We start from the raw sequence: 23,924 nt of genomic DNA, 5'->3' as shown, positions 1-23,924 counted from the left end.
GCAAATTTGGCAGAATATTTAAAGCAAAATCCCGATGAAAATCTTGCTGATATTGCTTATACTCTGCAAGTTGGTAGAAGAGCTTTTAGTCATCGACGGATAGTGGTTTGTAATGACATTGAAGCAGGCGTAATTGCTCTTAAAAATCTCGATCCAAAACAAGTTTTTACTAGCTTCCAAGATTCTAAGAATAGACCTGTTGTATTTATGTTTTCGGGACAGGGTTCCCAGTACATTAATATGAGCTGGGAACTCTACCAAATTGAACCAATATTTCGGGAACAGATCGATTTCTGTTCCAAAATTCTTAAATCTCATTTGGGAATCGATTTACGCCACGTACTTTATCCCAGCGAAATACAGCTAGAAACAGCGACAAATCAACTCAAACAAACTGCGATTACCCAGCCAGCACTATTTGTAATTGAGTATGCTTTAGCTAAATTATGGATGTCTTGGGAAGTGAATCCTAAAGCAATGATTGGCCATAGTATTGGTGAATATGTAGCAGCTTGTTTGGCTGGTGTGTTCTCCTTGGAAGATGGTTTATCCTTGGTGGCAGCAAGAGGTAAATTGATGCAACAAATGCCTGCGGGTTCGATGCTGGCAGTTCCACTTCCAGAACAGGAAATACAATCATTATTAGGTAATAAACTCGACTTGGCTGTAATTAATGGAACCTCTATGAGCGTGGTTTCAGGTACTACTGATGCTGTAGATCAACTGGAACAAAAACTAATTAAAAAAGGTGTTGAATGTCGGCGATTGTACACTTCTCATGCTTTCCATTCACAGATGATGGAGCCAATTTTAGCACCATTTATCGAACAGGTGAAAAAAGTTAAGCTGAAATCGCCGAAAATTCCCTACATCTCTAACCTTACGGGTAATTGGATTACAGCTACAGAGGCGACAAATCCCAGTTATTATGCTCAACATCTGCGCCAAACAGTCAGGTTTGCAGATGGCTTACAACAGCTATTAAAAGACCCCAATCAAATATTGCTAGAAGTGGGACCGGGACGAACATTAAACACGCTAGCAAAACAGCATCCAAATAAAGCATCTGAACAAATTGTGCTTTCTTCATTGCGCCATCCCCAAGACCAAAATTCAGATGTAGCTTTCTTACTTACTACTTTGGGTAAACTCTGGTTAGGAGGAGTACAAATAGATTGGTCTAAATTTTATGCTAATGAGCAACGTTATCGCATTCCTTTACCAACCTATCCATTTGAGCGCGAACGTTACTGGATTGAAGCACCAGGTATTGAGCAACCGATTAAAATTGCATCATCTTTACAGGATGAAAACTCCCCAAAAGTAGACTTAACAGCACTCCATTCTCGACCCAGTTTACACAATACCTATCTTGCTCCTAGAGATGAAACTGAGCAAGTTATTGTTAGTATCTGGCAAGAATTTCTCGGTATCGAACAAGTAGGGATTCAGGATGATTTTTTTGATTTAGGTGGAGACTCATTATTAGCAGTTCAACTAATTACTAAATTAAATGAAACTCTGCAAATATCCTTGTCTCCTCATAGCCTATTGCAATCACCAACTATTGCAGCTTTGGCTGAATTAATTAAAGACAATTCCGGTTTATCTGAGAGCGAAGGACGGCAACTCCAGCCAGATTCTGAGTCCTTGTTAGTAAAAATTAAGGGCGGTAGTTTTAAGCAACCTTTGTTCTTAGTGCATCCGGTAGGCGGTCATGTTTACATTTATCGAGATTTAGCGCGTTATTTAGATTCAGATCAACCTATTTTTGGCATACAAGCGCACGTTGCAGATGGGGAAAATGAGTCTTTTTCTGTTGAGGAAATGGCGACTCGCTATATCGAAGCAGTGCGCTTTCAACAACCTGAAGGGCCCTATTTTTTGGGCGGGTCTTCCTTTGGAGGTACTGTTGCTTTTGAGATGGCGCAGCAACTCAATGCTCAAGGTGAAAAGATAGCTTTGCTAACTTTAATAGATACTCCTGGGCCGGGACAAATGCCTGTTTTAGCAACAGAAGATGATACAGCAATTTTGGTATACATACTCGGTGTTGGTTTCAATCTGTCTCTTTCTTTGGATGTCTTACAACAGCTTAAACCAGACGAGCAACTTATCTATTTTTTAGAGCAGGTAAAGATTGCTAATAGGGTAGTTCCTCCCGATTTTGGATTAGCTCAGATTCGCGAGTTTATTCATCTGTTTAAAGTACACGCCCAAGCGATGAGAAATTATATACCCCAAACTTATCCGGGTAGAATCATCTTTTTCCGTGCTAATGAACAAAATGAAGTTAATCCTAAAAATCCCGAATTACCTTGGATTGATGTTGCGACTGGAGGGGTAGAGGTTCGAGAAGTACCGGGAAATCATATTACTATGAATTACCCTCCTCATGTTCAGGTTATGGTCGAACAACTTAGAGTATATCTTGATGAGGCAAGGCAGTTATAGCTAGGGGCTAGGGGCTAGGATGCTCAGGGCTAGGGAAAGAGGGGAATAGAATCAATTGCTGAAACCCTTGCTACGAGATCCTACTGCCTCCTGCCATACATTGTTCTTGCGTAAGTCCTATATTTTACTCGAAAATTGCCCCGCGCTGCATTAACTCAATTTTCATATTCTCCGAAATACCCAAACTTCCTATAAATTTAGCATTTTCTACTACTGCATCTTTCAAATCAGCGCGGCTAAAATCAGCACCATTTAAATTTGTATTGCTCAAATTAACTGCGGTCAAATCGGCATTTTTTAAATTAGCACCGCTCAAATTAGCGCCGCTTAAATTTGCATTTGACAAATAGGCACTACTCAAATTTGCTCTGCTTAAATTTGTACCGCTCAAATTCGCACGCGGTAATTTTGTTCGCAAATCCGCACCGCTCAAATCTGCGCCAATTAGTTCAGCATCACGTAAGTTAGCATTAGATAAACAAGCATCTGTTAAGTTCGCACCGCTCAGCAATGCGCCGCTGAGATCTGCCAGAGTGAAGTCAACATTACAGAGGTTGGTCTTCATTAAGTTGGCACCGCTTAAATCAGCATAGTGTAAGTTAATACCGCTCAAATCTGCGCCAGTAAAGTCACTCTCAGGATTTAAACCTACTATTTCGGCAGTTTGTAGAAAGTCAGGGGTTTTTTCTGTTAAAAATAACTGTCGCGCGATCGCGATTTGTTGATGGCGGTACTCCTCAGCTTTGGCCTCATCTCCCAGATAATGATAAGCAAATCTTAAACTTGTCAGCGCTTTTCCCTGAGTGCGAGGTTCGTTATTTTCGATCGCTATTCCCAACTGCTGCTGATAACATTCAATTGCGCCAGCAAAATCTCCCAGTGCGTCGTAAGCTAAACCTAGATTTCCCAATGCTTGCTGCTCAGATCGCCAATCTTTGCTCTCGCGGGCGATCGCTAAACGTTGTTGTTGATAATTGACAGCCGTAGAAAAATCTTCTAGAGCATAGCAAGCATTTCCCAAATTTCCTAGTGCATTCCCTTCTCCGGTGCGATCGCCAATTTCAATCGCGATCGCTAAATGCTGTTGATAGCAATCCCTCGCTTTAGCATAGTCCCCCATCGCTTCCCAAGCTACTCCCAGATTTCCCAGGGCGGCCCCTTCCCGCCGCCTTTCGCCGAGAGTTCGATAAATGGCGATCGCCCCTTGCCAAGACTCTAAGGCCGCCTCAAATTGACGAGCCTGGTATTGCCAAATCCCTTGTTTGAGTAGCTGGTCAGCTTTTTCATTCATGTCAGAGGAATAAGAAGAGGGAAGAAATAATTAAATGCAATTAAATGCTCGATCGAGCTGTTCTTAGTCATATTACCCTGCCGATCGCGTTCGCATCATGTTTGCTCGATCGCCAGACAGCCCCCATTAAAACGTAAGCCCATTATCGCAGTTTACCTGTAAAAGAGACAGCGTGAATCAGTCCTCACCACTACTATGCACCGAACAGTGAGCCAAAGACTGAACCAGTGCGATCGCTGCTAAGAATGCAACTGAACCAAACCCTGAACCGCAGATTGAGCTTTTCGGCTTTGATAGTTGCCGCATGATTGAAATGTGGAGATTGAAATTCTAGAGTTCACTAAGCGAGTTTAGCTAACTCGGTCTTCCCTTTATTAACCAACTTTACAGAGAAGGTAAACAGGGATGAAAGGCACTATTTTTTCACAAATTTTGTTACTGGCAGCGATCGCGATTGCATCTAACTCACTCTTGTCTTTAGCTACTAAATTGACTGTAAATAATGTCGGCAGTAAAGCTCAAGAAATTTTAATTAGTTCCTGCGTGCCTAACAGTAATACCAAAGGTGGTAAAAGTTGCGAACCTCACTAGGCAATAAAATTGCGATCGCTTTAATAAATCTGTACGGTGGCGCTGCTTTTATAAACCTTGAATCTCAGCGATCGAATCCAAACGCAGCGCCCAGTAACCGTAATATCTTTAGCTAATTTTCCAGAAAAAGAGGTTAAAATCATGCAAGAATGCCCCTACAAAAATAGTAACCTTAAACGCCTCCCCTGTAATTATTGTCAGCATCCGACCAAAGCATACATCTTTCACTGTAGGAATTGTACAAATTGGTACGATGTGAGAGATATCGGGGGCGATCGTGCCGAGGAATTTTGGTTGATAGTTGGTGGTTTAATTCTGTTATTAATTTTAGTCAGTAATGGCTTTTTTGAGCCTAGAAATGACAATTATCCAGCGGATACACCAATTTTCAATGAAAATCAAGATTGAGAATTAATTAACAGAGATTTAATTGGCGGTTGCAATCACAATTAAATCTATCATATTTATTGAATTATCAAAGAATGTGATATAATAGATACAAACTTGATGACTACCAAGTGAAAGCTATTGAAGTCACAGGAACCCTGCAAGTAACGCGAATTAATATTATTTGGATAGGGGATTACCATGACTGAGGTTTTAGAGCCTCTTACCCCGGATTGGATCTCGCCGCCTGGGGACACGATAGCTGACTTAATTGAAGAACGAAACTGGAGTCAGGATGAACTAGAAAAACGCCTGGGTTACACGCCAAAACACATAAGTTTGTTAATCAATGGCAAAGCGCCGATTACGGAGGAAATAGCGCTCAAGTTAGAAAATGTACTGGGCGGTAGTGCAAGCTTTTGGTTGAGTCGAGAAGCACAGTATCGCGCTAAATTAACTCAACAGGAAGTGGAAGTAGATTTTCACCTTAAATTTTAGCATTATGAGTCAATATACCTCTTGCAAAAATAACAATAACCTTTTGCAAGAGGTCTTGTGTAGACGTGGTTTCAACCGCCGTTTCAACCGCCGATTTACCCCCCAATTCTCAAATAATTATCAACTCTGACGATAAGCAATTACTGCATAAAATGGATCGCCACCACCCATCCCCAACATTTGCAGAAAACTTGGTACATTCGACTGCTTGACAATCACTTCCGGTTGACTAAAACCGGGAATATTTACCCCTTCTACAGACGCAAAATAACGCTTTACTAATTCTACGCGATCGCTCTCCGAACCATCCCGCCAAGCAGCGATCGCCTTTTGATGAAACATCCGATTAGAAAAGCTAATAATTGCCACTCCCCCCGGTTTCAAAATCCGCCGCATTTCCGCAAATATCGCATCGGGATACTGCAAATATTGAACAGAAACACAATTAATAACTGCATCAAAATCTGCATCGGGTAGCGGTAACTTCGGATTAGTATTCAAATCCTGCACAAAATAATGATTTAACCGCTTATTCTTCGCCAATTCCTCCGCATTCAACCCGTGTCCCTCAACGTGAGCAAATTTTATCTCCTCCGGTAGATGCGAAACCCAACTACTCATCATGTCCAAAATTCGAGTATTCGGTTTGAGGCGATCGCGATACAATTGAGTCAATTGCTCGATAAATCCCTCATCTACATGAGTTACAAAGCGAGGGTATGAATAGAATAATGTATCATCGGTATCGTCTAACTTCGTGCGCTGATGACCTTGAAGCAACATAATTGAGAATCTAAGTAGCTTTACTCTTTCTAGTTTAAGAGTATTACAGAGAAAGAACTTGTCGAATACGGATTTCCCTATCCTTGATCGGGTTGAATCGCGGCTAAAATTTGTCCAGCAGTCACCGTTTCCCCCTTTCGACAAAACAACTCTACCACAGTCCCAGGCACATCCGCAGTAATAGCAATCTCCATTTTCATCGCTTCCAAAATTAACAAGCGATCGCCCTCTGTAACTACATCTCCAACATTAACTAATACCTGCCAAACATTAGCTGAAACATGAGCAACAACAGCCTCAAAACCGGGAGGTAAATTAATTTTTGCTGCGATATCATTAGCCATACTCATCGCTGTTTCTGATGCCGCTTCCACTTCAAATTCCCCAGATGCCGCCCAGCGATCGCGTTCTGCATTAAAGGCCGCTTGTTGTTTCCTTTTAAACTTAGCTATATCGTCAGCAATAGCATCCAAAAATTGATTATATTCTCTCAGACTAAACGCGATCTCCTCAACTTGTAATTTAAACTTACCTTCGAGAAAATCTTCCCGGTAGCGCCGCAATTCCTCACCCGAAACTGGATAAAACTTGATCTGGTCAAAGAAGCGTAAAAGCCAAGGTTTACCCGATTTAAAATCCGCCGTTTGTTTAAACCGATTCCACATTTGAATCGTGCGACCAACAAATTGATATCCTCCTGGCCCTTCCATCCCATAAACACACAGATATGCACCACCAATACCCACTGCATTTTCAGGAGTCCAAGTGCGTGCAGGGTTGTATTTAGTCGTTACTAAACGGTGGCGAGGATCGAGGGGAGTAGCGACGGGTGCGCCTAAATAAACATCCCCTAATCCCATCACCAAATAGCTAGCATTAAAGACAATTTCTCTGACTTCATCAATGCTATCAAGTCCATTAATGCGGCGAATAAACTCAATATTACTCGGACACCAAGGCGCATCCGATCGCACCGACTGCATATATTTTTCAATAGCAAGCAGCGTCGATTCATCTTCCCAAGATAGAGGGAGGTGCAAAATCCTTGCTGGTACTTGCATATCCTCAATTGCAGCTAATTCCTCTTCTGCTGCGATCGAGGCATCCATTAACTGTTGTTGCGAAATCTGGCGACTATCAAAATGAATTTGTAGCGATCGCATTCCTGGCGTTAAATCGATTACTCCCGGTAACGGATTCGCCTTTAGCCATGCCATTAATCCATGTACTCGGAAACGTAGGTTTAGATCCAAAACCAATGGGCCATATTCAACTAGAATATATTTATCTCCAGCTTGGCGGTAAGTAACAGCTACCTGTCCCATTGATGCCGGAATTTCGTGCAGGATTGGCGAACCAACCTTTGGGATTGATGTCTTGATTTGCTCCCCAGAAAGATTAGGAGAAAGAGTAGCAATTTGCCGATCTTGCTCTAATTCTCGTTGCAATGCTTCCGCAAAACTTAAACAATGAAAACGAATACTATCCCCTGGTTTCAGTTGCCCAATTTTCCACAATTCAGCCTGAATAATTGTAGCCGGACAAACAAAACCTCCCAAACTAGGGCCATCAAGACCGAGAATTACAGGCATATCACCAGTAAAATCGATCGTCCCGATCGCATAAGCATTATCGTGAATATTAGATGGATGTAAACCCGCTTCTCCACCATCTTGACGCGCCCATTTTGGCTTAGGGCCAATCAGCCTAATTCCTGTCCGTGTAGAATTATAATGCACCTTCCATTCAGTTGAGAAAAACATTTCGATGTCTTCCTCAGTAAAGAAATCTGGTGCTCCATGCGGGCCATATAAAACCCCTATTTCCCAATTATTACTGTAAGTAGGGATAAGTCCAGGATGCAAACTTTTTTCTGTATCTATTGTCGCAGATTTATTAAGCTTTAACACATCTCCCGGCCGTAATGTTCTGCCTGCGTGTCCCCCAAATTTCCCCAGTACAAAAGTAGCTTTACTGCCTAAATAATCAGGAACATTGAAGCCATTTTTTACGGCTAAATAAGTGCGGTAGCCATCACCTTGAATTGCTTTTAATTTGAGAGTGCTTCCAGCTTTAACAGCAATTGCCGTCCAAAATGGTATGGCTTCACCATTCAGGCTTGCCTTCATAGTTGCACCAGTTAAACTAATAACTGTATCGGCATTAAAGCGCAGAGTTGGTCCCATGACTGTACACTCTAATCCGGCGGTTGATTCGGAGTTTCCGACTAAACGATTTGCCAATCGGAAGGCTAAATGATCCATCGGCCCAGATGGGGGTACGCCAACATCCCAATATCCCAAACGTCCCGGATAATCTTGAATTGTGGTATAAGTTCCACTATCTAACACATCGATAGTTAAAGGAGCATATTTGAAAGCATTTAAAAAGCGGGTACTAAGTTCAGCTTGATTAAATCTCGAATCATCTAAAATCTGGCGAAGGTAATCTAAATTGGTTTCAATACCTGCAATTTGACTTGCATCTAAAGCGGATTTAAGTTGCGCGATCGCGTCTTCTCTATTCTTACCATAAACGATCGCCTTTGCCAACAGCGGATCGTAAAAAGGTGTAACTTCTGTCCCCGTTTCTATCCAAGTATCGCAGCGAATATTTTCTGGAAAAACTACCTGATTTAGTAACCCAGAACTCGGTTGAAAATTCTTGTTAGCATCTTCTGCATAAATTCGCACCTGAATAGAATGTCCTTGTGGCTGATAGCGATACTCTTCTAGAGGAAACAAATCCCCAGACGCAAGTTTTATCATCCATTCAACTAAATCAATTCTATTAACAGTTTCAGTTACTCCGTGTTCTACTTGTAAGCGCGTATTGACTTCTAAAAAGTAAAATTGTTTTGTATCGACATCATAGACAAATTCAACGGTTCCTGCGGATTGGTAATTTACCGCTTTTCCCATTTTTACCGCTGCTGCATATAACTGTTCTCGTAATTGATCCCTAATTCCGGGTGCGGGTGTTTCTTCAATCACCTTTTGATTGCGCCGCTGCACGGAACAATCGCGTTCACCCAAGGCGATGACATTTCCTTTGCCATCTCCAAAAATTTGAACTTCAATATGTCGAGCAGTTTGAATATATTTCTCTAAGAAAACACCACTTTGTTTAAAATTACTTTGACTTAAACGCTGTACTTTCTCAAAAGCTTCTGCTAAATCTTCTTCGCTTAAACACACCTGTAAACCAATCCCACCACCGCCAGCAGTACTTTTGAGCATCACTGGATAACCAATTGCCTTTGCTGCCACTGCTGCCGCTTCTAAGCTGTTTAAAAGTTGGCTACCAGGGGTTAAAGGCACATGATTTTCTGCTGCTAGTTCCCGTGCGGTATGCTTTAATCCAAAGGAGCGCAATTGAGCCGGAGTTGGGCCGATAAATGCTATATTTTCTCGATCGCAAGCTTCAGCAAATTCTGCATTTTCGCTTAAGAAACCATAACCGGGATGAATAGCTTCAGCCCCAGTTTGACGCGCAACTTCGAGGATACGCTCAAAGTTTAAATAACTTTCTGCTACTGCTGGGCCACCAATACAAAATGCTTCTGTGGCAGTAAAAACGTGCTTAGCATGAGCATCAGCTTCAGAATATATTGCTACTGAGGCAATTCCTAAGCGGTCTAATGTGCGAATAATTCGGCAGGCAATTTCACCGCGATTGGCAATCAGAACTTTGTTAAACATGAGTGATGGATTGAGTTAAATTTGATTAATATGGAAGAGATATTTGCGATAACTTAAGTAACGTTTATCCCCTTGTTATCAGATCCGCCAGGGGTTAAAACCCCTGTCTTATAGCTAAAGTCCTCTAAAAGAGGACTTATAGATCGGTAAAGTAAAGTATTTTAGTTAGTCGTCTTCAGACGACTTTTACTATTAGACAGGGGTTTTAACCCCTGGCGGGTTTGGTTGTGGAAGAATGAAATCGCTTTGCTTTTTAAAGTTAGGGCAATTTCAGATTTGTTGCCATTTATCGAAAATTGATATTACATCACATCCCAAATAATCAACCGAATAGGCGTAGGATTGTAGGCATTACAAGGGTTATTCATTTGCGGACAGTTAGAAATAGCTACCAAGGCGTTTATTTCTGCTCGCAAATCAACTGTACTACCTGGATCGGAAATGCCATCAACGATCTCAAGTTTGCCATCTTCACTGACTGGCACATTCATAAAGAAATTGATGTTACTAACTAAATCGCGCTTTCCTAAACCGTAGGGAGTAATTGCGGCTAAGAAATTTTCAACGCAGGCGTGTTGGTATTTTTTATCGAGTCCAAATCGCACTGAATTACTCTCACAACTACAAGCACCGCCAGAGGTATCATGTCGTCCACAAGAGTCGGCAATTATTGTCATAATTGCTCGTCCTTCATTGGAAATAAGTTTACTGCCAGTAGTTACAAAGATGTTACCTTGACGGACAATAGTATCGGGGGCACTGTAACGTTCTGAAGGATCGTCAGCGTTGTAAACTAGAAAATCTACTGCCTGATTTCCGCCTAAATCGACGATGCGAAGAATCTGTCCTTTTTTGAGAACGTGCGACCAAGGATGTCTCGCTGGTAACACTTCGTCGTAAATTGCTGTTGCTGGATCTAGAACTCGTTGTGACGTTAAAACCATGATGCAATTCTCCTTAATAAATGTCTAATTTTTCGGGTTTAGCTTTGCTTTACCCCAACTACAAATTAATTACTGAACAAACAAAACATCGGTGTTAATGAATCCGCGAATTACTTCCGGGTTGGCGGTGCGGCATAAATCGTCGGGTGAGGGTGTTGGCGATTTCCAAACTTGAATTTGAATTGGTTTTGGATCGTAATTTGAACTGGAATGCAAGATATGAGGACAGTTAGAAATCGCTACTAATACATTCATTTCTGCCCGCAAATCGATGAAGCTACCGGGTTTCTCACAGCCTTCTACATATTCCATTTTCCCATCTGGCTTGACAGCAATGCGAGTAAATAGGTTAAAATTAGGCATGATATCTTTTTTGCCTAAACCCCGCCTTGTCAATGCTTTGATAAAGTTATCTCGCGAGTTTTTCCAGTCTCCATCGCCGTATTTTTCACTATTACTAGCAGCATTGCTGCACCCTGATAGTAAATCGTGATAGCCAGATGTGTCTTCAGTAATGGAAAATAAAATGCGTCCCATATCTGTGTAGAGCACCATGCCTTTTTTTAGAAAAGCATTGAATTGAATTTTTGCGGTGTCTGCTACGTTTAATCGTTCGATGGGATTGTCGGCGTTATAGCAAAGCATAGAAACGCCTTGAGAGCCTTCTAAATCAACGATCCGGAGGGTGTTTCCGCGCTTGATGATACCTGACCAATAAGCGCCACCGGGAATCACTTCTTCCATCAGCACAAGGCTGGAATCGAGTTTAGAATTTGTGTGAATTGGTGCTTGCACCATGAGCTCCTCCAGATAAGATATGAGGTGAATAATCTGTGGTTTGAGCTTTACTCAAATCGCAAAAGCCCAGGAGTTTACCAACAGTAATTATGACTGTGTGGTTCTCCCGGGCTTTTCTCCCGCCGTGTGACCGATTCAATTTCCCCATCGTATTTTTTAGGGATAATTGAATATTGGCTGCTTCTCTTGGACCAGACATCTAGTTCTCTCACTAGATCGGAACCCTAGAAGCGATTCCTATGCAATTTTTAGCTGAAGTCAGTTTGTAATTGTTTAGCTTAGCCTTTGTTTTTTTAGGCTAGATAAATGCTGACTTATATGTTTTGAGGTTTAGCTTAACACCATACTTTATTGTAATTTATTTTACACCAAAAAACCAGATTAAAAAAGTATCTACAGCTACATTTCTCTAGATTTTTTGAGTAAGGTTTTGAGATGCGATCGTTCGGTAAGGTGGGCGATCGCCGAACCAATACTCTGGCTATGAAGGATCGGTTTTTTCGGCGATCGCCCACCCTAAATTTAATGTTGTATGCAATTTTAATTATGTTTGCAATCGCAGAAAATGCTATTTTTATGTGAGTCTTGTCTCATTCCTAATTAAGCAGCAATTGCAACTGCTTCCTGTCCATGTTTCCGCAGCAAATCCATCAATTCATCGCGGTAGTCGTGAAATCGGGAATGGCGTTTAATGCTGTGAGTACGTTCTGGCAGATGAATAGAAATTTCTTTCCTCACAGTACCAGGACGCGAACCTAAAGCATAAATCCGATTAGAAAGAAAAACTGCTTCTTCTACATCATGGGTGATCATAAAAACAGTGATTTTGGTGCGCCGCCACAAATCTAACATGAATTCGTGCATAGATTCTTTAGTATGAACGTCTAATGCACCAAAAGGTTCATCCATTAATAATACTTTTGGTTCTGAGGCGAGAGCACGCGCGATCGCAACTCGTTGTTTCATCCCGCCTGATAATTCTTTCGGCAAAGATTGAGCAAACTTAGTCAATCCTACTACATTTAAATAGTAGCTTGCTTGTTCTCGTCGCTGCTTTTTTGGTACGCCTTGAAGTTTGAGACCAAATTCAGCATTTCCCTGCACGTTCATCCAAGGATAAAGAGTGTAGTGTTGAAATACCATACCGCGATCTGGCCCTGGTGCAGTCACGGCTTTGCCATTAATTTTAACTTCCCCGATTGTGGGTCGATCCAATCCGGCAATCTGCCTCAGCAATGTAGATTTTCCCGATCCAGATGCGCCTACGGCACAGATAAACTCGCCTTTTTCAATGGTCATATTAATGTCTTTCAAGACAACTAATTTACCATTTTTAGTTTCAAAGTGTTTGTGTAGATTGTTGATTTGCAGAAACATTAGTTAATCCTTGTGTGAGCAGTAAATGAAAGTTATCAAGTTATTGGCAGTTGTACGGTAAAGTACGTTACAATTCTGGGTGATTTTGGCAGCAATTATTTTTTCTGGCTGGCCCATTTGCAAGAAACTTGGAGCATATATTGAAATAACAAGTCAAAGGTAAGTCCGATAACTCCAATTACAATCAACCCGACAAAAATTTCATCGGTTTTGAGAAATCTACCAGCAACACTGATCCGGCGGCCTAAACCTTCTGTCGCTGCAATTAATTCGGAGACGATTACCAGTTGCCAGGCGGCGGCAAAGTTGATGCGGGAAGCATCAATAATTCCCGGTAAAACGTGGGGTACAATTACATGAGTCAGAGTTTCCCAACGATTGCCACCTAACATATAAGTTGCTTCAATTAAATCTTTTGAAACAAACTTAACGGTATCCATTACCATCAAAGAGTTGAAGAAAAAGACACCAATAAAGATCAGGGTAATTTTAGGTTCTTCACCAATTCCTAGATAAAGAATTAGCAAGGGAATAAAGGCAGGTGCAGGCATATATCGCATCAAGCCGAAAATGGGTTCTAGCAAGGCGCGAATACTCGGAAAACTGCCCATCATTACGCCAATGGGAATAGAAAAAAGCGAAGCGAAGAAAAATCCTACTCCCACTCTCCACAAACTTGCTACGGTATCTTTTAGGAGATCGCCGCTACTCCATAACCTCCCAAAGGCTTCTAAAACGTTACCGGGAGATGGTAAAAATTTTGGATCTACTTTAATGAAGGTTGTTACTAACCACCATAGCAGTAATGGCAAGGCGATTGATGTCAGAATTAATCCGGTATTTAAGGGTTTGGGGATGTCTTCGGCAAGTCGCCAGAAAACGGTGGGATTTAGGCTTTTTGGCTTGAGATGAGATTGGATCGATTGTGGTTCTGGATTTGGGGACATGATCAAATTTCCGATTTCTAACTAGGACTTTTTGACTTTCTCGGCGTAGGCTTTGATGAAGCGATCGTCAAATAGTTTGCTCATGTCGGGTTGGGTTTTTGCTAAACCTACTTCTGTGAGAAATTTGCTCATTTCTTCAGCCGCAAATGGTAAGGAGTTGAGGCTATTTCCAGGTTGAAAAGCTTTTAAGTTTTCCTCAATAGTGAAGATTTGAGTACCGTCAGCGTATTGTTTATATTCATCAACGCTGACTCCTGCTCTTTTGGCCATAATCTCGTAGGATTTGTCTTTGTTGGTATTGATGTATTCTAATGTCGCAAACCAGGAATCTACAAGGGATTGTACGCGATCGGGGTGTTCTGTAACGAATTTGCGTGTGAATACAAGATGATCGGAAATTGAGCCAGGAAAATCTTTAGAACTAAAGAGTTCTTTGCTTCCTGTGCGCTTTAATGCTTGTGTTGTAAAGGGAGCAAATACTGCAACTGCATCGACTTGTCCGCCGACAAAGGCGGCTGCGGCTTTACCAGTTTCTAAGGGGACAAATTGAATATCTTTGGCTGATAATCCGGCTTTTTTTAGCCCTAATAGTAAGAGGAAATGATCGACTGTTCCTTCTTCGGCGGCGACTTTTTTGCCTTTAAGATCGGCAACGGAGTTGATACCTTCGGCAACAATTATTTTATCATTGCCAGTAGAGTTATCGTTAACTAAAACAATAACTTGATCGGCTCCACCGGATATAGAGCTAACTGTATCTCCAAGGGTTTGGCTGTTAGCATCTATCTGTTCAGCATTCAGGGTGCTGATGGATTCTAGGTAGCCATCAAACCACTTTAAATCTACGGAAATTTTGTTGGTTTCAAATATCTTTTGTTCTTGGGCAACTTGCCAGGGAAACCAACCAGGCCAAGCACTAAATCCTAAGCGTACAGCGGTGACTGTACTATTTGCGCTGTTAGGTGTTGAGTTGATTTGGCTGGCGGGATTTCCACAACTTACTGTTAGAGATAGTGTGAGGAAAAACAGAATACAGTAGGATAGAAGCGATCGCGTTAATTTTGCGGAGCAATATTGTATCTTCATGGCATATTCTGGTAAAAGACGGTGGATTTTCGAGGTGAATATGGTGATTGAAGTTAGGAACTTATAGCGGTTTTCTATTGGTATCTACTACTTTTAGTTAACAGTTAACAGTTAACCGCTATATTTCGCTTTGTTCGCTTCCGCAAAGGCTCTATAAAAACGATAAAGCCCAAGAAAAAACGAACTCAGTCTTCTTGACTGATAGCGTTCCTCCCGGGCTTTTCTCCCGCCGTGTAACTGGCTAGTTATTCCTTAAAATTAAATATTTAGGCTTGCCAGTTTGCTTCTCTTGGACCAGCACTTGATTTTTCTAAACTTAATTAGATTTTTTGTTCAAATCGGAACCCTAGAAGCTGCTAATTTTTTTAACTTTTGTCTAGAAAAATCTTGTGTGTAACTCAAAGATTTATTCTAGACTTTTAGTTATTACAAGGTACGTAAATTTTTGAAAGGTAGCAATAGTAAAATATGATTACTATGCTATTACTGTTCAGACGTTAACAGCATTTTTTTAGGCGAACTGTATATTAAACTACAAAATACTGTTATTCTGAGATTTTAAGATTAAGATTCGCTGACATAGTAATTTAGGATTGAAATCAAGCCTTGTCTGAGTTGCCTTTAATGCCCCTGTCCGCCTCTGCCGATCGCACCCCCGAAAACCTTCCTGAGTGGTTGCATTGGGTGGAAACTTGCCCCAGTACGAACACTTGGGCAAGCGATCGCGCGTCCGAGCTCCAACACGGGGATGTCGTGTTTACGAGGCTACAAACCGTAGGACGCGGGCAACAGGGGCGCATTTGGTATGCACCGACGGGTGTTTTAACTGCTAGTTTTGTGTGCGATCGCTTGCACCCTTCGCAGTTACCGGGACTCAGTTTAGCCGCCGCTTTAGCCGTAATTTATGCGATCGAGGATTTAGTGCCTGACTCTCGTGGTATGCTGCGTCAGAAATGGCCTAACGATGTCTTGATTGACGATCGCAAGTTAGCCGGAATTCTCTGCGAGGCGAATTCTGGTAGCGGTTCGGGTAGTGCTCGCGCGATCGTGGGGGTGGGGCTCAACCGTTGTGTTGATTTCGCGGAGGCGGGACTGGATGCGAAGGCGATCGGCAATGCGATCGCTTTGCAGTCTATTTCTAGTATAGTGCCGGATGAACTCTCTCTCCTAGAGCGGTTGCGGCATTATTTGCTGGAACTAATCAGTCTGCTTTCTAGGGTAGATTCTACAGGAAAAAACGTCGGTTTAGCCCTGTTGCTGCCAGAGTTACGCCGTCGCGATGCACTTCGCGATCGCGCGATCGTCCTCGAACTGCCCTCGGAAGCGATCGCAGGAGTCGCGATCGGCATTGATGAATCAGGCAGATTATTACTGCGTTTGCCCGATAATCAAATACGAGCCTTTACATCTGGGCGCGTTCGATGGAATTGAATTAAAAAGTATTTTATGAATTAGAATTATACCTTAAAATTTACTTAAATAAACGGGTATGTGAGCGTTCGCCGCAAAAATATTGTCACCAGAAAGCTAATATGGTTTCGGCGAGCGCCCACCCTACCAATTATTCACATCTAAATAATGACAAATCACCCACAAAATTCTTCAAACTCCCCCATTTGGCAACCCTTCACCCAAATGAAAACAGCCCCCGCACCTCTGAACGTTGTGCGAGGAAAAGGAGCCATATTAGAATTAGCAGATGGGCGGCAAATTCTCGACTGCATTTCTAGTTGGTGGGTGACAATTCACGGACACAGCCATCCCGTACTCGCCAAAGCTCTTTACGAACAAGCCCAAAAATTAGAGCACGTAATCTTCGCTGGTTTCACTCACGAACCAGCCGAAAAACTAGCCAATAAATTGTTAACTCACACCCCAAAATCTCTCACGCGAGTTTTCTTTTCTGATAACGGATCGACGGCAGTTGAAGTTGCCCTAAAAATGGCATATCAATATTGGCATAATCTCGGAGAAACCAATCGCACCAACTTTATTAGTTTTGAAGGAGGCTATCACGGCGATACTATCGGAGCAATGTCAATGGGTGGAAGTTCCCTCTGGTGGCAACCATTTAAACCTTTAATGTTTGCTACCGATATTGTTCCTTATCCTGCCACCTTTGACGACGATACCGAAGTAGCAACTCGCGAAGTATTAGCATTAGAAAAAATCGAATTTTTGTTAAAGCAAAGCCATAACTATGCCGGAATCTTTATCGAACCATTAATACAAGGTGCGGGGGGAATGCGAATGTGTCGCCCTCAATTTTTGCAAGCTCTAGAAAAAATTTCCCATCAATATAATCTCTTATTGATATATGATGAAGTAATGACAGGTTTTGGTCGAACTGGCGAACTATTTGCCTGTTTGAAATCCACAACTTCACCAGATATTCTCTGCTTATCTAAAGGTTTATCTGGCGGCTGTTTGCCAATTGCCGTAACCCTAGCAACGGAGAAAATTTACCAAGCCTTCTGGCAAGATGAATCTGACAAAGCTTTTTTTCACAGCCATTCCTATACTGGGAATCCATTAGCTTGTGCAGTCAGTGTAGCATCTTTAGAGCTGCTGGAGCAAAACCCCGAAGCCTATCAAGGCATGGAAAAACAGCACCGCCGCTACCTGCATCAATACCTAAAAGGTCATCCCCAAATAGAACGGATTCGGACTTGTGGTACAATTGCAGCAATGGACATCAAAACTGAAAATGTCCCCGGTTATTTTAATCAAATTGCTCAACAGTTAAAAGCACGACTTCTAGAAGCCGGATTTTTACTCCGTCCCTTGGGAAATACACTTTATTTAATGCCTCCTTACTGTATTTCCCCAGATGAACTAGAATCTATTTATCTGGCAATTCGCCAAATCTTGAATACTCTCTAACCCCTTGATTTTTACTAACATTTCGCTTATGAATCTCCCCAATTGGAACGGCTTAGCTGACAGTGCTTTGGCGGGAAAATGCCTCTCTCGCGAGGAATCTTTAGCCGTTTTAACTGCACCAGACGACATTTTACTCGAACAACTAAGTGCAGCTTATCGGGTGCGGCGACACTACTGGGGAAATCGGGTAAGATTGCACTATTTACTGAATGCTCAAAGTGGTCTTTGTCCAGAGGATTGTCATTACTGTTCTCAGTCCAAAATTTCCACAGCAGAAATTGAAAAATATCCGCTTTTAGCTAAGGAGAAAATTCTGGATGCAGCGGAAAGAGCAAAACAGTTAAAAGCGGGTACATTTTGTTTAGTAATTTCTGGTCGCCAACCTAGCGAATCTACTTTTAATCGAGTTGTAGATGCAGTTGAAACTGTCAAGGCTAACTACGATCTTAAAATCTGTGCTTGTCTGGGATTATTGAGTGAAGAACAAACTCACCGCTTAGCAAAAGCTGGCGTAGATCGAGTTAATCACAATCTTAATACTTCCGAAGAATATCACGCTGAGATTTGTACTACCCATACTTTTGATGATAGAATTAAGACAGTCGATCGTGTCAAAGCCGCAGGAATTACAACTTGTTCGGGTGGAATTTTGGGAATGGGTGAATCTGATAATGATGTAATTAATTTAGCACTTTCACTTCGGGATTTGGGAGTTACTAGCGTTCCTGTTAATTTTTTCATTCCTATTCCCGGTACGCCATTTGCCGATGTAAAAACGTTAAATCCTCGTCAATGTTTGCGGATTCTCTGTTTATTTAGGTTTTTGCTTCCCAGTCAAGAAATTAGGATTGCAGGGGGACGAGAAGTGCATTTGCGATCGCTACAACCTCTCGGACTTTACGCTGCAAATTCTATCTTTGTGGGTGATTATCTCACGACTCCAGGTCAAACGGCCAATCAAGATTGGGAGATGATTCGGGATGCAGGATTTGTACTAGAAGCTTCAGATGGTTCTCTGTTAACAGTTAACTGCTAATTGCTAATTGCTAATTGCTAATTGCTGTCCCATCCCCCGCTCCCCCGCTCCCCCGCTCCCCCGCTCCCCCCCATCTCCCATTAAATTTGCTGTTCTAGCCAAACTACTCCATCTTTAAATAGTGGCTTTTGGCGCAGTAAGGAACCGAAAGGTACATCGCGATTTAAACGGGGTGCTTCTTCTAAAAAGGTGCGATATTGGCGAGTTTTCCAGCCGTAGCGTGCGAAAAAATTCGGCCCTTCTGGGGGAGCAAATTGTAACTTAGCATTAGCTGCATTAAAAGATTTACCCCACTTTTTTTGCACTTGTTGCATTAAAAAAGGCGAGGCTAATTCGCATACCCACCAGCGGAAATTAACATATCTCCGCAAATCAATTGCTAGAGATCCAACTTGTTCCGAAGTTAAATAAGCTAAGAGTCCTTCAGTAATAATTAACACTTTATTACTAGCAGCACTAACTTGAGCAAAAAGCTGATTTCTTAAGGAGAGATTTGTCAAATCTAGAGGGACAATTTTTAGATTACAAATAGGTTTTTCACTAGCAAGTTTTTCCTGTTTGTAGGATGCGATCGCAGGTAAATCAACCTCAATCCACACTAGAGAGGCGGGTAGTGACATCCGGTAAGGACGAGTATCCAAACCCGCAGCGAGGTTGAGCACGGTATCCACGCCATCGCTGCGGATGCTTTGCGCGATCGCCTCGTCGATCAGACAAGTACGGATAGCTACGGCTAAGCCTGCCTTGTCAGGAGGCCCGCCAAGGGCTAAAATAAACTTTTCCCCGCGATCGCCTCCCAGCATTCGCGCCAACGGATCGTAGAAATTGGCATCTAAGCGATCGCTTTCAATTGCACGCGCGATCGCAATCCCGAAAGCCGTATCTGATATACTCTCAATTGGCAGCAATTTATCACTCATCTCAACAAGGCGAAAGATAGGACATTTCAACTATTTCTAAATAATAAGGACTTACGCACTTCTAACGTAACGCCGCCGTCTCGGCGGTATCTTTATCACCCAGACAGAGTGTACAACAATGCGTAAGTCGTATAATGATAGGATAGCATTATTAAGCACGGTCACAAACGATCGAGGAGAATTATAAAGTGATTATTACTTCCCAGGAAATTGCACAGTTTCGCTCTCAATTAGCTGATTATTCCGAAGCTTTAAAAGCCCTGGATGTAATTGAAGACTGTGAAGGAGATATAGAAGATGCCGCAATCTCTATGGCAATTCAAGTCGGACAAGAGCCCAATACTTCTGACAATTGGCTATCAAGTTTAGCGAAAAGATGCCGTGTGGTTCTCTGCGAAGAAGACGTAAGAGCAAATTTAAGCAATGGACTATTAAAACCCGCAGTAGAAGCTTTGATTGAGGCCAAACTTTGTCCCGATATTTTAGCAACTCCTGTGGTTATTTATGTGGTCAAAACTGGAGTAACTGATTTTTGCGAACCCCTTGATTATCAACTTTAATAGGCAATGAAACTCGGACTATTTTTGAGACATCTAGGAACGCCCCTCATCTATTATCCTAAGCTAGCTAAATTTACGGGTGGTGTGGCTGCTTCTATCCTATTTTGCCAAGTATTTGACTGGCAATCTCAATTATCTCATCCCCAAGAATGGGTCACAATTACAAGCGATGAAATTGAAAAAGCAACAGGTTTAAACCCTAGCGAACAAGAACTAGCACGCCGTCAACTACAAGAGCGTTTGTTACTAAAAGCAAGATTAGTTAATGATACTACCCTAGAACTTTGGGCAGATATTGACGCTCTTGAGAATAAACTCGATAATATTTTCACCGATCGATCTTCAGATATAATAGCACGCAATGGCGGCGAAACAAAGAATCATCCTGTAGAAGTAGTGCCTAACTACCCTACCTCAAATTTAACTATTAAAACTGATAAATTTTTCGGTCAACCTCGCCAACCCACAACAGTTAGAGTTACCCCCCATTATAAATTTAGTGGCCCTTGGCAGTCTGATGAGCAATTCAAGGAATTTCAGCGTATCTTATTAGAATACTATAAAAATCAAGGTCATCCGAATCCTTCTCGATCTGTATTTTACGAAATTGATAACATGACAAAAGGCCTTATATCTCCATTATGGGATGATTTCATCTCAGGGAAACCATTGGGAGAAAGCCAGAAAGTCAAGCGAGAATGGGAGATAGAACCGGGAGTGCCTTATCCAGCTTTTGAAGAAGAAAGGACACAATATTATGTTCACAAAGGGGAACCCTTAGAACAGGCAGTTTTAAAGGCGCGAACTGACTTGAGAAATCCCGTTTTAGGCCGCGATTTGTGGGAAGGATTTTTGAGAAAGTGCGATCGAATAGCTGATGAAGCTATTAACGCTAAAAAGCATGGTTTAGAAACTCCTTATTTACCCGCTTCTTTTACTGATAAGCCTCAAATTACAAAAGAAAGTGTGATGAAAAAATTAGAAGCGATCGCGCCGCAATTTTCCTTAGAGTCATCAAGTTCTAATATGCTTTCTGCGGCAAATTTAGAACAGCAGGAAATAGAGGAACAACCATCGCACTCAGCAGATGAAATTCCTAGTATTGCTTCTTTGCATGAGGCGTGTAAAACTCCCATTGGGAGAAATATGATTGAAAATTTAATTGCTAAAAATCCAGACTGGGGATATGAAATGGTTGATGGTCAAGTTATAGAATCAATTCCTTTTTAGAGGTAAGTATGAGGCAAATTAGTGATATTGATCCTTTAGAGTTGGGAAGAGAACCTCTTTCTGAAAAAGCCAGAGAAAAGTTGCATCGGGAGAGAATTCAGCAAGAAAAAGAAAAGGGCTATCAACTATTAGTTGAACTCTGCTATTTAGGCGAGTATGATGCGGCCAAGCAACTCGCGAATCGGAATTACAGATGGGGTTATGAAATAGTTGACGGAATGGTGCTGGATAGGATAGATTAGTATTGCAATTTAATATTAGATTAAAGGATGACTACCCTTAATGCTAGAAACCTTACTCTCAACGAAGTTCGTCATTTTTTAAATTTGCAAGAACAGTTTAATAATACGGACACATTTTCTACCTTATTAACCCTAGAACCTCTTAGCGAAATTGAACAGCAAGAACTTGTCATAATCCGCAATGATTTTCGTGAATATATTTCAGCAGAAAAACTCTCAGAAGGTCTAGTAAAAGCAATAACTACCTTTCCATTAATACGATTAGCTGGCTTCTATCACCCCCCAATTAAGATCAGTCTCGAACAAGACATCGCTGAAATTATCATTGAAGATGAAGATATCACACTCACCGGGAGATTAGATATTCTAGCAATCAATAAAACCAAACCAATAACAACAGAAATATCTTTTTGGGTTTTAGTAATTGAAGCTAAAAACAGTTTAATTACCCCCCGTGCTGGTTTACCCCAACTGCTAACTTATGCCTACAAAAGTTTGGAACGCCAAGAATCAGTCTGGGGATTAGCAACAAATGGAGAGTTTTACCAATTTGTCTATATCCGCCGAGGAGAACAGCCAACCTATCAGCTTATGCCATCCTTAACTTTGATGGAACCTGAACCTTCAATTTTATTGTTACAAGTTCTCAAAGCCATTTGTAAGCTATAGAATATGCGCTAAAATTATACGATCGCTAAACCATCCCTAAAACCATGCTAACTCTCAATGCCAAAAACCTCACCATCGGACAAGTTCACCAACTTTTTAATTTCCAGAAGCAATACAATAACTCATTTACATCCCTATTATCTCTCGAACCTCTCACCGAATTTGAACAGCAAGAACTCACACAAATTAGGGATGACTTTGATAATTACCTCTCCAATGATAGAGTTTTAGAGGGACTGGTAAAAGCTCTAACTACCTTTCCATTAATGCGATTAGCTGGATTTTATCGCCACCCAATTAATATTAGTTTAGAACAAGATATTGCCGATCTTCTTATTGAAGATGAAGATATCAAAATTACAGGAAGATTGGACATTCTAGCAATCAATAAAACCAAACCGATAAACAGTGAAATATCTTTTTGGGTTTTAGTGATTGAGACTAAAAACAGTCTAATTGCCCCATTTGCAGGTTTACCTCAACTGCTCACTTATGTCTCTAAAAGTATAGAACGTCAAGAGTCTGTCTGGGGTTTAACTACGAACGGAATGGAGTATCAATTTGTATATATTCAGCGGGGAAATCCCGCAATTTATCAGCTAATGCCACTGCTAAATCTGATGGAACCTGAATCGTCAATTTTATTATTACAAGTCCTGAAAGCGATTTGCAAGCTATAAAAAAAATGGTTTTGAGCTTTGAATTACGGAAACTGGCTATCAATGTCTCTGGCTTAATGTAAAACTCTGACAACTTCAATCCCCTCCGCAATTTTAGTATAAAAAACGATGTATGGTTGAACGGGAAAACTCCTGAGTCCTGCCAGTAAATCATCGCGCTGCTTTCCCATATTAGGAAATTGAGACAACATAGGAAATCTATCTAAAATTTGAGCAATCTGTTTGTCCGCTAAGAGTTCATCCTGTTGTGTCAAGAAAACCCAGATATCTTCCAAATCTTGCTCTGCCTGCCGTGAAAGACGAAAGCGATTCACTAAGCTTGCTCCTGCTGAATCCGTTGCTTGCCTCGGCTCTTAATAGTTTTAAGCAAATTAGGCAATGACAAATCATTGTACTCGGTGTAATCACCGCTTTTGAGTTGTTCCGCGCCCAGTGTAATTTCAGATTGTAGGGCTTCCCGTTTTAGTTGAATTTCTTCGCTAGACAATGATGAAAAATTAATTTTTTGTGCTAGAAGTTGTCGCTCCTCATCGGTAAGAGAAAGAATGATTTGAGTAAGGGATTCAATCAATTTAGTATTTATTAAAGCAACAGGTTGAGTCATGGTGAACGATCTTTAACTGGTTTTCTTGATTATATCTAATATGCCACTAATTGCGGCCGCAACTTTGAACCCAATCCGAATTCCAAAAAGTTGATTTAAGTGTGCTATAGCAACTGCCACAACGGTTAAGACACTCACTCAGGGCCCAAACTATTGACTCTCTTCCCCTCTTTCCTCTCTTTCCTTCTTTCCCTTCTTTCCCTAGCCCCTAGCCCCTAGCCCCTAGCCCCTAACCGCCCTGGC

25 protein-coding genes and 2 riboswitches are annotated in these 23,924 nt (G+C 41.6%); of the genes, 13 read left to right on the top strand and 12 right to left on the bottom strand.

What is annotated here, in order from left to right; genetic code table 11:
• Positions 1–6: 6 nt before the first annotated feature.
• Positions 7–2,454, top strand: a complete 2,448-nt coding sequence (locus OSCIL6407_RS38055) for an acyltransferase domain-containing protein (protein WP_007358296.1) — start codon at positions 7–9, stop codon at positions 2,452–2,454.
• 124 nt (positions 2,455–2,578) lie between these two features.
• Here OSCIL6407_RS38055 and OSCIL6407_RS0103340 read toward each other — a convergent pair whose 3' ends face one another.
• Complete coding sequence (locus OSCIL6407_RS0103340; RefSeq protein ID WP_007358295.1) at positions 2,579–3,745, bottom strand: pentapeptide repeat-containing protein; 1,167 nt, start codon at positions 3,743–3,745, stop codon at positions 2,579–2,581.
• A gap of 177 nt (positions 3,746–3,922) precedes the next feature.
• A complete protein-coding gene (locus OSCIL6407_RS37630) occupies positions 3,923–4,051 on the bottom strand; it encodes a hypothetical protein (RefSeq protein ID WP_267879521.1) in 129 nt (42 codons plus the stop codon).
• A 99-nt stretch (positions 4,052–4,150) separates the two neighbouring features.
• Here OSCIL6407_RS37630 and OSCIL6407_RS0103335 point away from each other — a divergent pair, with 99 nt between their 5' ends.
• From OSCIL6407_RS0103335 to OSCIL6407_RS0103325, 3 genes are all read left to right on the top strand, one after another.
• Positions 4,151–4,336 carry a hypothetical protein gene (locus OSCIL6407_RS0103335; RefSeq protein ID WP_007358294.1) on the top strand — a complete coding sequence of 62 codons (186 nt, stop codon included), beginning with the start codon at positions 4,151–4,153 and terminating at the stop codon, positions 4,334–4,336.
• 141 nt (positions 4,337–4,477) lie between these two features.
• Positions 4,478–4,744, top strand: coding sequence for a hypothetical protein (locus OSCIL6407_RS33895; RefSeq protein WP_148288823.1), 267 nt, complete (start codon positions 4,478–4,480; stop codon positions 4,742–4,744).
• Positions 4,745–4,924: 180 nt separating this feature from the next.
• On the top strand, positions 4,925–5,221 hold the full coding sequence (locus OSCIL6407_RS0103325) for a helix-turn-helix transcriptional regulator (RefSeq protein ID WP_007358292.1): 297 nt from the start codon (positions 4,925–4,927) through the stop codon (positions 5,219–5,221).
• 120 nt (positions 5,222–5,341) lie between these two features.
• On the opposite strand, the gene OSCIL6407_RS0103320 is transcribed toward OSCIL6407_RS0103325, so the two are convergent.
• From OSCIL6407_RS0103320 to OSCIL6407_RS0103305, 4 genes are all read right to left on the bottom strand, one after another.
• Positions 5,342–6,004, bottom strand: coding sequence for a class I SAM-dependent methyltransferase (locus OSCIL6407_RS0103320; RefSeq protein WP_007358291.1), 663 nt, complete (start codon positions 6,002–6,004; stop codon positions 5,342–5,344).
• Positions 6,005–6,081: 77 nt separating this feature from the next.
• Positions 6,082–9,705, bottom strand: a complete 3,624-nt coding sequence (gene uca, locus OSCIL6407_RS0103315) for an urea carboxylase (RefSeq protein ID WP_007358290.1) — start codon at positions 9,703–9,705, stop codon at positions 6,082–6,084.
• Positions 9,706–10,007: 302 nt separating this feature from the next.
• A complete protein-coding gene (locus tag OSCIL6407_RS0103310; protein ID WP_007358289.1) occupies positions 10,008–10,649 on the bottom strand; it encodes an urea amidolyase associated protein UAAP2 in 642 nt (213 codons plus the stop codon).
• A gap of 69 nt (positions 10,650–10,718) precedes the next feature.
• A complete protein-coding gene (locus OSCIL6407_RS0103305) occupies positions 10,719–11,447 on the bottom strand; it encodes an urea amidolyase associated protein UAAP1 (protein ID WP_019486912.1) in 729 nt (242 codons plus the stop codon).
• 101 nt (positions 11,448–11,548) lie between these two features.
• A riboswitch (guanidine-I (ykkC/yxkD leader) is annotated at positions 11,549–11,686 on the bottom strand.
• Positions 11,687–11,882: 196 nt separating this feature from the next.
• Here OSCIL6407_RS0103305 and OSCIL6407_RS35190 point away from each other — a divergent pair.
• The gene (locus OSCIL6407_RS35190; RefSeq protein WP_019486910.1) at positions 11,883–12,029 is read left to right on the top strand and encodes a hypothetical protein; all 147 of its coding nucleotides are present in this window, start codon (positions 11,883–11,885) and stop codon (positions 12,027–12,029) included.
• 18 nt (positions 12,030–12,047) lie between these two features.
• Here the strand turns inward: OSCIL6407_RS35190 and OSCIL6407_RS0103290 are convergent, their stop codons facing one another.
• The 3 genes from OSCIL6407_RS0103290 to OSCIL6407_RS0103280 all read right to left on the bottom strand — a co-directional run bounded on the left by OSCIL6407_RS0103290 (position 12,048) and on the right by OSCIL6407_RS0103280 (position 14,857).
• Entirely contained in the window at positions 12,048–12,824 is a 777-nt protein-coding gene (locus OSCIL6407_RS0103290; RefSeq protein WP_007358287.1) for an ABC transporter ATP-binding protein, read from the bottom strand.
• A 95-nt stretch (positions 12,825–12,919) separates the two neighbouring features.
• Positions 12,920–13,771: an ABC transporter permease gene (locus tag OSCIL6407_RS0103285; RefSeq protein ID WP_007358285.1), complete on the bottom strand. Its 852-nt coding sequence runs from the start codon at positions 13,769–13,771 to the stop codon at positions 12,920–12,922.
• Positions 13,772–13,792: 21 nt separating this feature from the next.
• Positions 13,793–14,857 (bottom strand): ABC transporter substrate-binding protein, encoded by a 1,065-nt coding sequence (locus OSCIL6407_RS0103280; RefSeq protein ID WP_007358284.1) that lies wholly within the window; start codon positions 14,855–14,857, stop codon positions 13,793–13,795.
• A gap of 208 nt (positions 14,858–15,065) precedes the next feature.
• A riboswitch (guanidine-I (ykkC/yxkD leader) is annotated at positions 15,066–15,218 on the bottom strand.
• Between the two features lie 245 nt (positions 15,219–15,463).
• Between OSCIL6407_RS0103280 and OSCIL6407_RS0103275 the strand changes: the two genes are divergently transcribed.
• The 3 genes from OSCIL6407_RS0103275 (at position 15,464) to bioB (ending at position 18,776) form a co-directional block, all read left to right on the top strand.
• A complete protein-coding gene (locus tag OSCIL6407_RS0103275; RefSeq protein WP_234708832.1) occupies positions 15,464–16,288 on the top strand; it encodes a biotin--[acetyl-CoA-carboxylase] ligase in 825 nt (274 codons plus the stop codon).
• Between the two features lie 147 nt (positions 16,289–16,435).
• Complete coding sequence (gene bioA / locus OSCIL6407_RS0103270) at positions 16,436–17,740, top strand: adenosylmethionine--8-amino-7-oxononanoate transaminase (protein ID WP_007358282.1); 1,305 nt, start codon at positions 16,436–16,438, stop codon at positions 17,738–17,740.
• Positions 17,741–17,768: 28 nt separating this feature from the next.
• The gene (gene bioB / locus OSCIL6407_RS0103265) at positions 17,769–18,776 is read left to right on the top strand and encodes a biotin synthase BioB (RefSeq protein WP_007358281.1); all 1,008 of its coding nucleotides are present in this window, start codon (positions 17,769–17,771) and stop codon (positions 18,774–18,776) included.
• An 80-nt stretch (positions 18,777–18,856) separates the two neighbouring features.
• Here the strand turns inward: bioB and OSCIL6407_RS0103260 are convergent, their stop codons facing one another.
• On the bottom strand, positions 18,857–19,696 hold the full coding sequence (locus OSCIL6407_RS0103260; RefSeq protein ID WP_007355447.1) for a class I SAM-dependent methyltransferase: 840 nt from the start codon (positions 19,694–19,696) through the stop codon (positions 18,857–18,859).
• A 188-nt stretch (positions 19,697–19,884) separates the two neighbouring features.
• Here OSCIL6407_RS0103260 and OSCIL6407_RS0103255 point away from each other — a divergent pair, with 188 nt between their 5' ends.
• From OSCIL6407_RS0103255 to OSCIL6407_RS0103235, 5 genes are read left to right on the top strand one after another with little or no spacing between them, the layout of a single operon-like run.
• Complete coding sequence (locus tag OSCIL6407_RS0103255; RefSeq protein WP_007355446.1) at positions 19,885–20,256, top strand: hypothetical protein; 372 nt, start codon at positions 19,885–19,887, stop codon at positions 20,254–20,256.
• A 6-nt stretch (positions 20,257–20,262) separates the two neighbouring features.
• Positions 20,263–21,486: a hypothetical protein gene (locus OSCIL6407_RS0103250; protein WP_007355445.1), complete on the top strand. Its 1,224-nt coding sequence runs from the start codon at positions 20,263–20,265 to the stop codon at positions 21,484–21,486.
• Positions 21,487–21,494: 8 nt separating this feature from the next.
• On the top strand, positions 21,495–21,728 hold the full coding sequence (locus OSCIL6407_RS0103245; RefSeq protein WP_007355444.1) for a hypothetical protein: 234 nt from the start codon (positions 21,495–21,497) through the stop codon (positions 21,726–21,728).
• Positions 21,729–21,755: 27 nt separating this feature from the next.
• A complete protein-coding gene (locus OSCIL6407_RS0103240) occupies positions 21,756–22,397 on the top strand; it encodes a hypothetical protein (RefSeq protein ID WP_007355443.1) in 642 nt (213 codons plus the stop codon).
• Positions 22,398–22,441: 44 nt separating this feature from the next.
• Entirely contained in the window at positions 22,442–23,077 is a 636-nt protein-coding gene (locus OSCIL6407_RS0103235; RefSeq protein WP_007355442.1) for a hypothetical protein, read from the top strand.
• Between the two features lie 53 nt (positions 23,078–23,130).
• On the opposite strand, the gene OSCIL6407_RS0103230 is transcribed toward OSCIL6407_RS0103235, so the two are convergent.
• Both OSCIL6407_RS0103230 and OSCIL6407_RS0103225 read right to left on the bottom strand, forming a co-directional pair.
• Positions 23,131–23,391, bottom strand: coding sequence for a type II toxin-antitoxin system RelE/ParE family toxin (locus tag OSCIL6407_RS0103230; RefSeq protein WP_007355441.1), 261 nt, complete (start codon positions 23,389–23,391; stop codon positions 23,131–23,133).
• Positions 23,391–23,681 carry a hypothetical protein gene (locus tag OSCIL6407_RS0103225; protein ID WP_007355440.1) on the bottom strand — a complete coding sequence of 97 codons (291 nt, stop codon included), beginning with the start codon at positions 23,679–23,681 and terminating at the stop codon, positions 23,391–23,393. The genes OSCIL6407_RS0103230 and OSCIL6407_RS0103225 overlap by 1 nt, the downstream gene beginning before the upstream one ends.
• Positions 23,682–23,924 lie beyond the last annotated feature (243 nt).

Origin of the sequence: Kamptonema formosum PCC 6407, from assembly GCF_000332155.1 — a bacterium.
In the GTDB taxonomy this organism is placed as follows: Bacteria; Cyanobacteriota; Cyanobacteriia; order Cyanobacteriales; family Microcoleaceae; genus Kamptonema; species Kamptonema formosum.
This window is presented reverse-complemented; position numbering and strand designations above follow the sequence as displayed.

What these genes read in the sequence shown, in the direction of transcription:
- OSCIL6407_RS0103340 (WP_007358295.1), bottom strand. Translation starts at nt 3,745, where the DNA reads ATGAATGAAAAAGCTGACCAGCTACTCAAACAAGGGATTTGGCAATAC.
- OSCIL6407_RS37630 (WP_267879521.1), bottom strand. Translation starts at nt 4,051, where the DNA reads ATGCGGCAACTATCAAAGCCGAAAAGCTCAATCTGCGGTTCAGGGTTT.
- OSCIL6407_RS0103335 (WP_007358294.1), top strand. Translation starts at nt 4,151, where the DNA reads ATGAAAGGCACTATTTTTTCACAAATTTTGTTACTGGCAGCGATCGCG.
- OSCIL6407_RS33895 (WP_148288823.1), top strand. Translation starts at nt 4,478, where the DNA reads ATGCAAGAATGCCCCTACAAAAATAGTAACCTTAAACGCCTCCCCTGT.
- OSCIL6407_RS0103325 (WP_007358292.1), top strand. Translation starts at nt 4,925, where the DNA reads ATGACTGAGGTTTTAGAGCCTCTTACCCCGGATTGGATCTCGCCGCCT.
- OSCIL6407_RS0103320 (WP_007358291.1), bottom strand. Translation starts at nt 6,004, where the DNA reads ATGTTGCTTCAAGGTCATCAGCGCACGAAGTTAGACGATACCGATGAT.
- uca (WP_007358290.1), bottom strand. Translation starts at nt 9,705, where the DNA reads ATGTTTAACAAAGTTCTGATTGCCAATCGCGGTGAAATTGCCTGCCGA.
- OSCIL6407_RS0103310 (WP_007358289.1), bottom strand. Translation starts at nt 10,649, where the DNA reads ATGGTTTTAACGTCACAACGAGTTCTAGATCCAGCAACAGCAATTTAC.
- OSCIL6407_RS0103305 (WP_019486912.1), bottom strand. Translation starts at nt 11,447, where the DNA reads ATGGTGCAAGCACCAATTCACACAAATTCTAAACTCGATTCCAGCCTT.
- OSCIL6407_RS35190 (WP_019486910.1), top strand. Translation starts at nt 11,883, where the DNA reads ATGCGATCGTTCGGTAAGGTGGGCGATCGCCGAACCAATACTCTGGCT.
- OSCIL6407_RS0103290 (WP_007358287.1), bottom strand. Translation starts at nt 12,824, where the DNA reads ATGTTTCTGCAAATCAACAATCTACACAAACACTTTGAAACTAAAAAT.
- OSCIL6407_RS0103285 (WP_007358285.1), bottom strand. Translation starts at nt 13,771, where the DNA reads ATGTCCCCAAATCCAGAACCACAATCGATCCAATCTCATCTCAAGCCA.
- OSCIL6407_RS0103280 (WP_007358284.1), bottom strand. Translation starts at nt 14,857, where the DNA reads ATGAAGATACAATATTGCTCCGCAAAATTAACGCGATCGCTTCTATCC.
- bioA (WP_007358282.1), top strand. Translation starts at nt 16,436, where the DNA reads ATGACAAATCACCCACAAAATTCTTCAAACTCCCCCATTTGGCAACCC.
- bioB (WP_007358281.1), top strand. Translation starts at nt 17,769, where the DNA reads ATGAATCTCCCCAATTGGAACGGCTTAGCTGACAGTGCTTTGGCGGGA.
- OSCIL6407_RS0103260 (WP_007355447.1), bottom strand. Translation starts at nt 19,696, where the DNA reads ATGAGTGATAAATTGCTGCCAATTGAGAGTATATCAGATACGGCTTTC.
- OSCIL6407_RS0103250 (WP_007355445.1), top strand. Translation starts at nt 20,263, where the DNA reads ATGAAACTCGGACTATTTTTGAGACATCTAGGAACGCCCCTCATCTAT.
- OSCIL6407_RS0103245 (WP_007355444.1), top strand. Translation starts at nt 21,495, where the DNA reads ATGAGGCAAATTAGTGATATTGATCCTTTAGAGTTGGGAAGAGAACCT.
- OSCIL6407_RS0103240 (WP_007355443.1), top strand. Translation starts at nt 21,756, where the DNA reads ATGACTACCCTTAATGCTAGAAACCTTACTCTCAACGAAGTTCGTCAT.
- OSCIL6407_RS0103235 (WP_007355442.1), top strand. Translation starts at nt 22,442, where the DNA reads ATGCTAACTCTCAATGCCAAAAACCTCACCATCGGACAAGTTCACCAA.
- OSCIL6407_RS0103225 (WP_007355440.1), bottom strand. Translation starts at nt 23,681, where the DNA reads ATGACTCAACCTGTTGCTTTAATAAATACTAAATTGATTGAATCCCTT.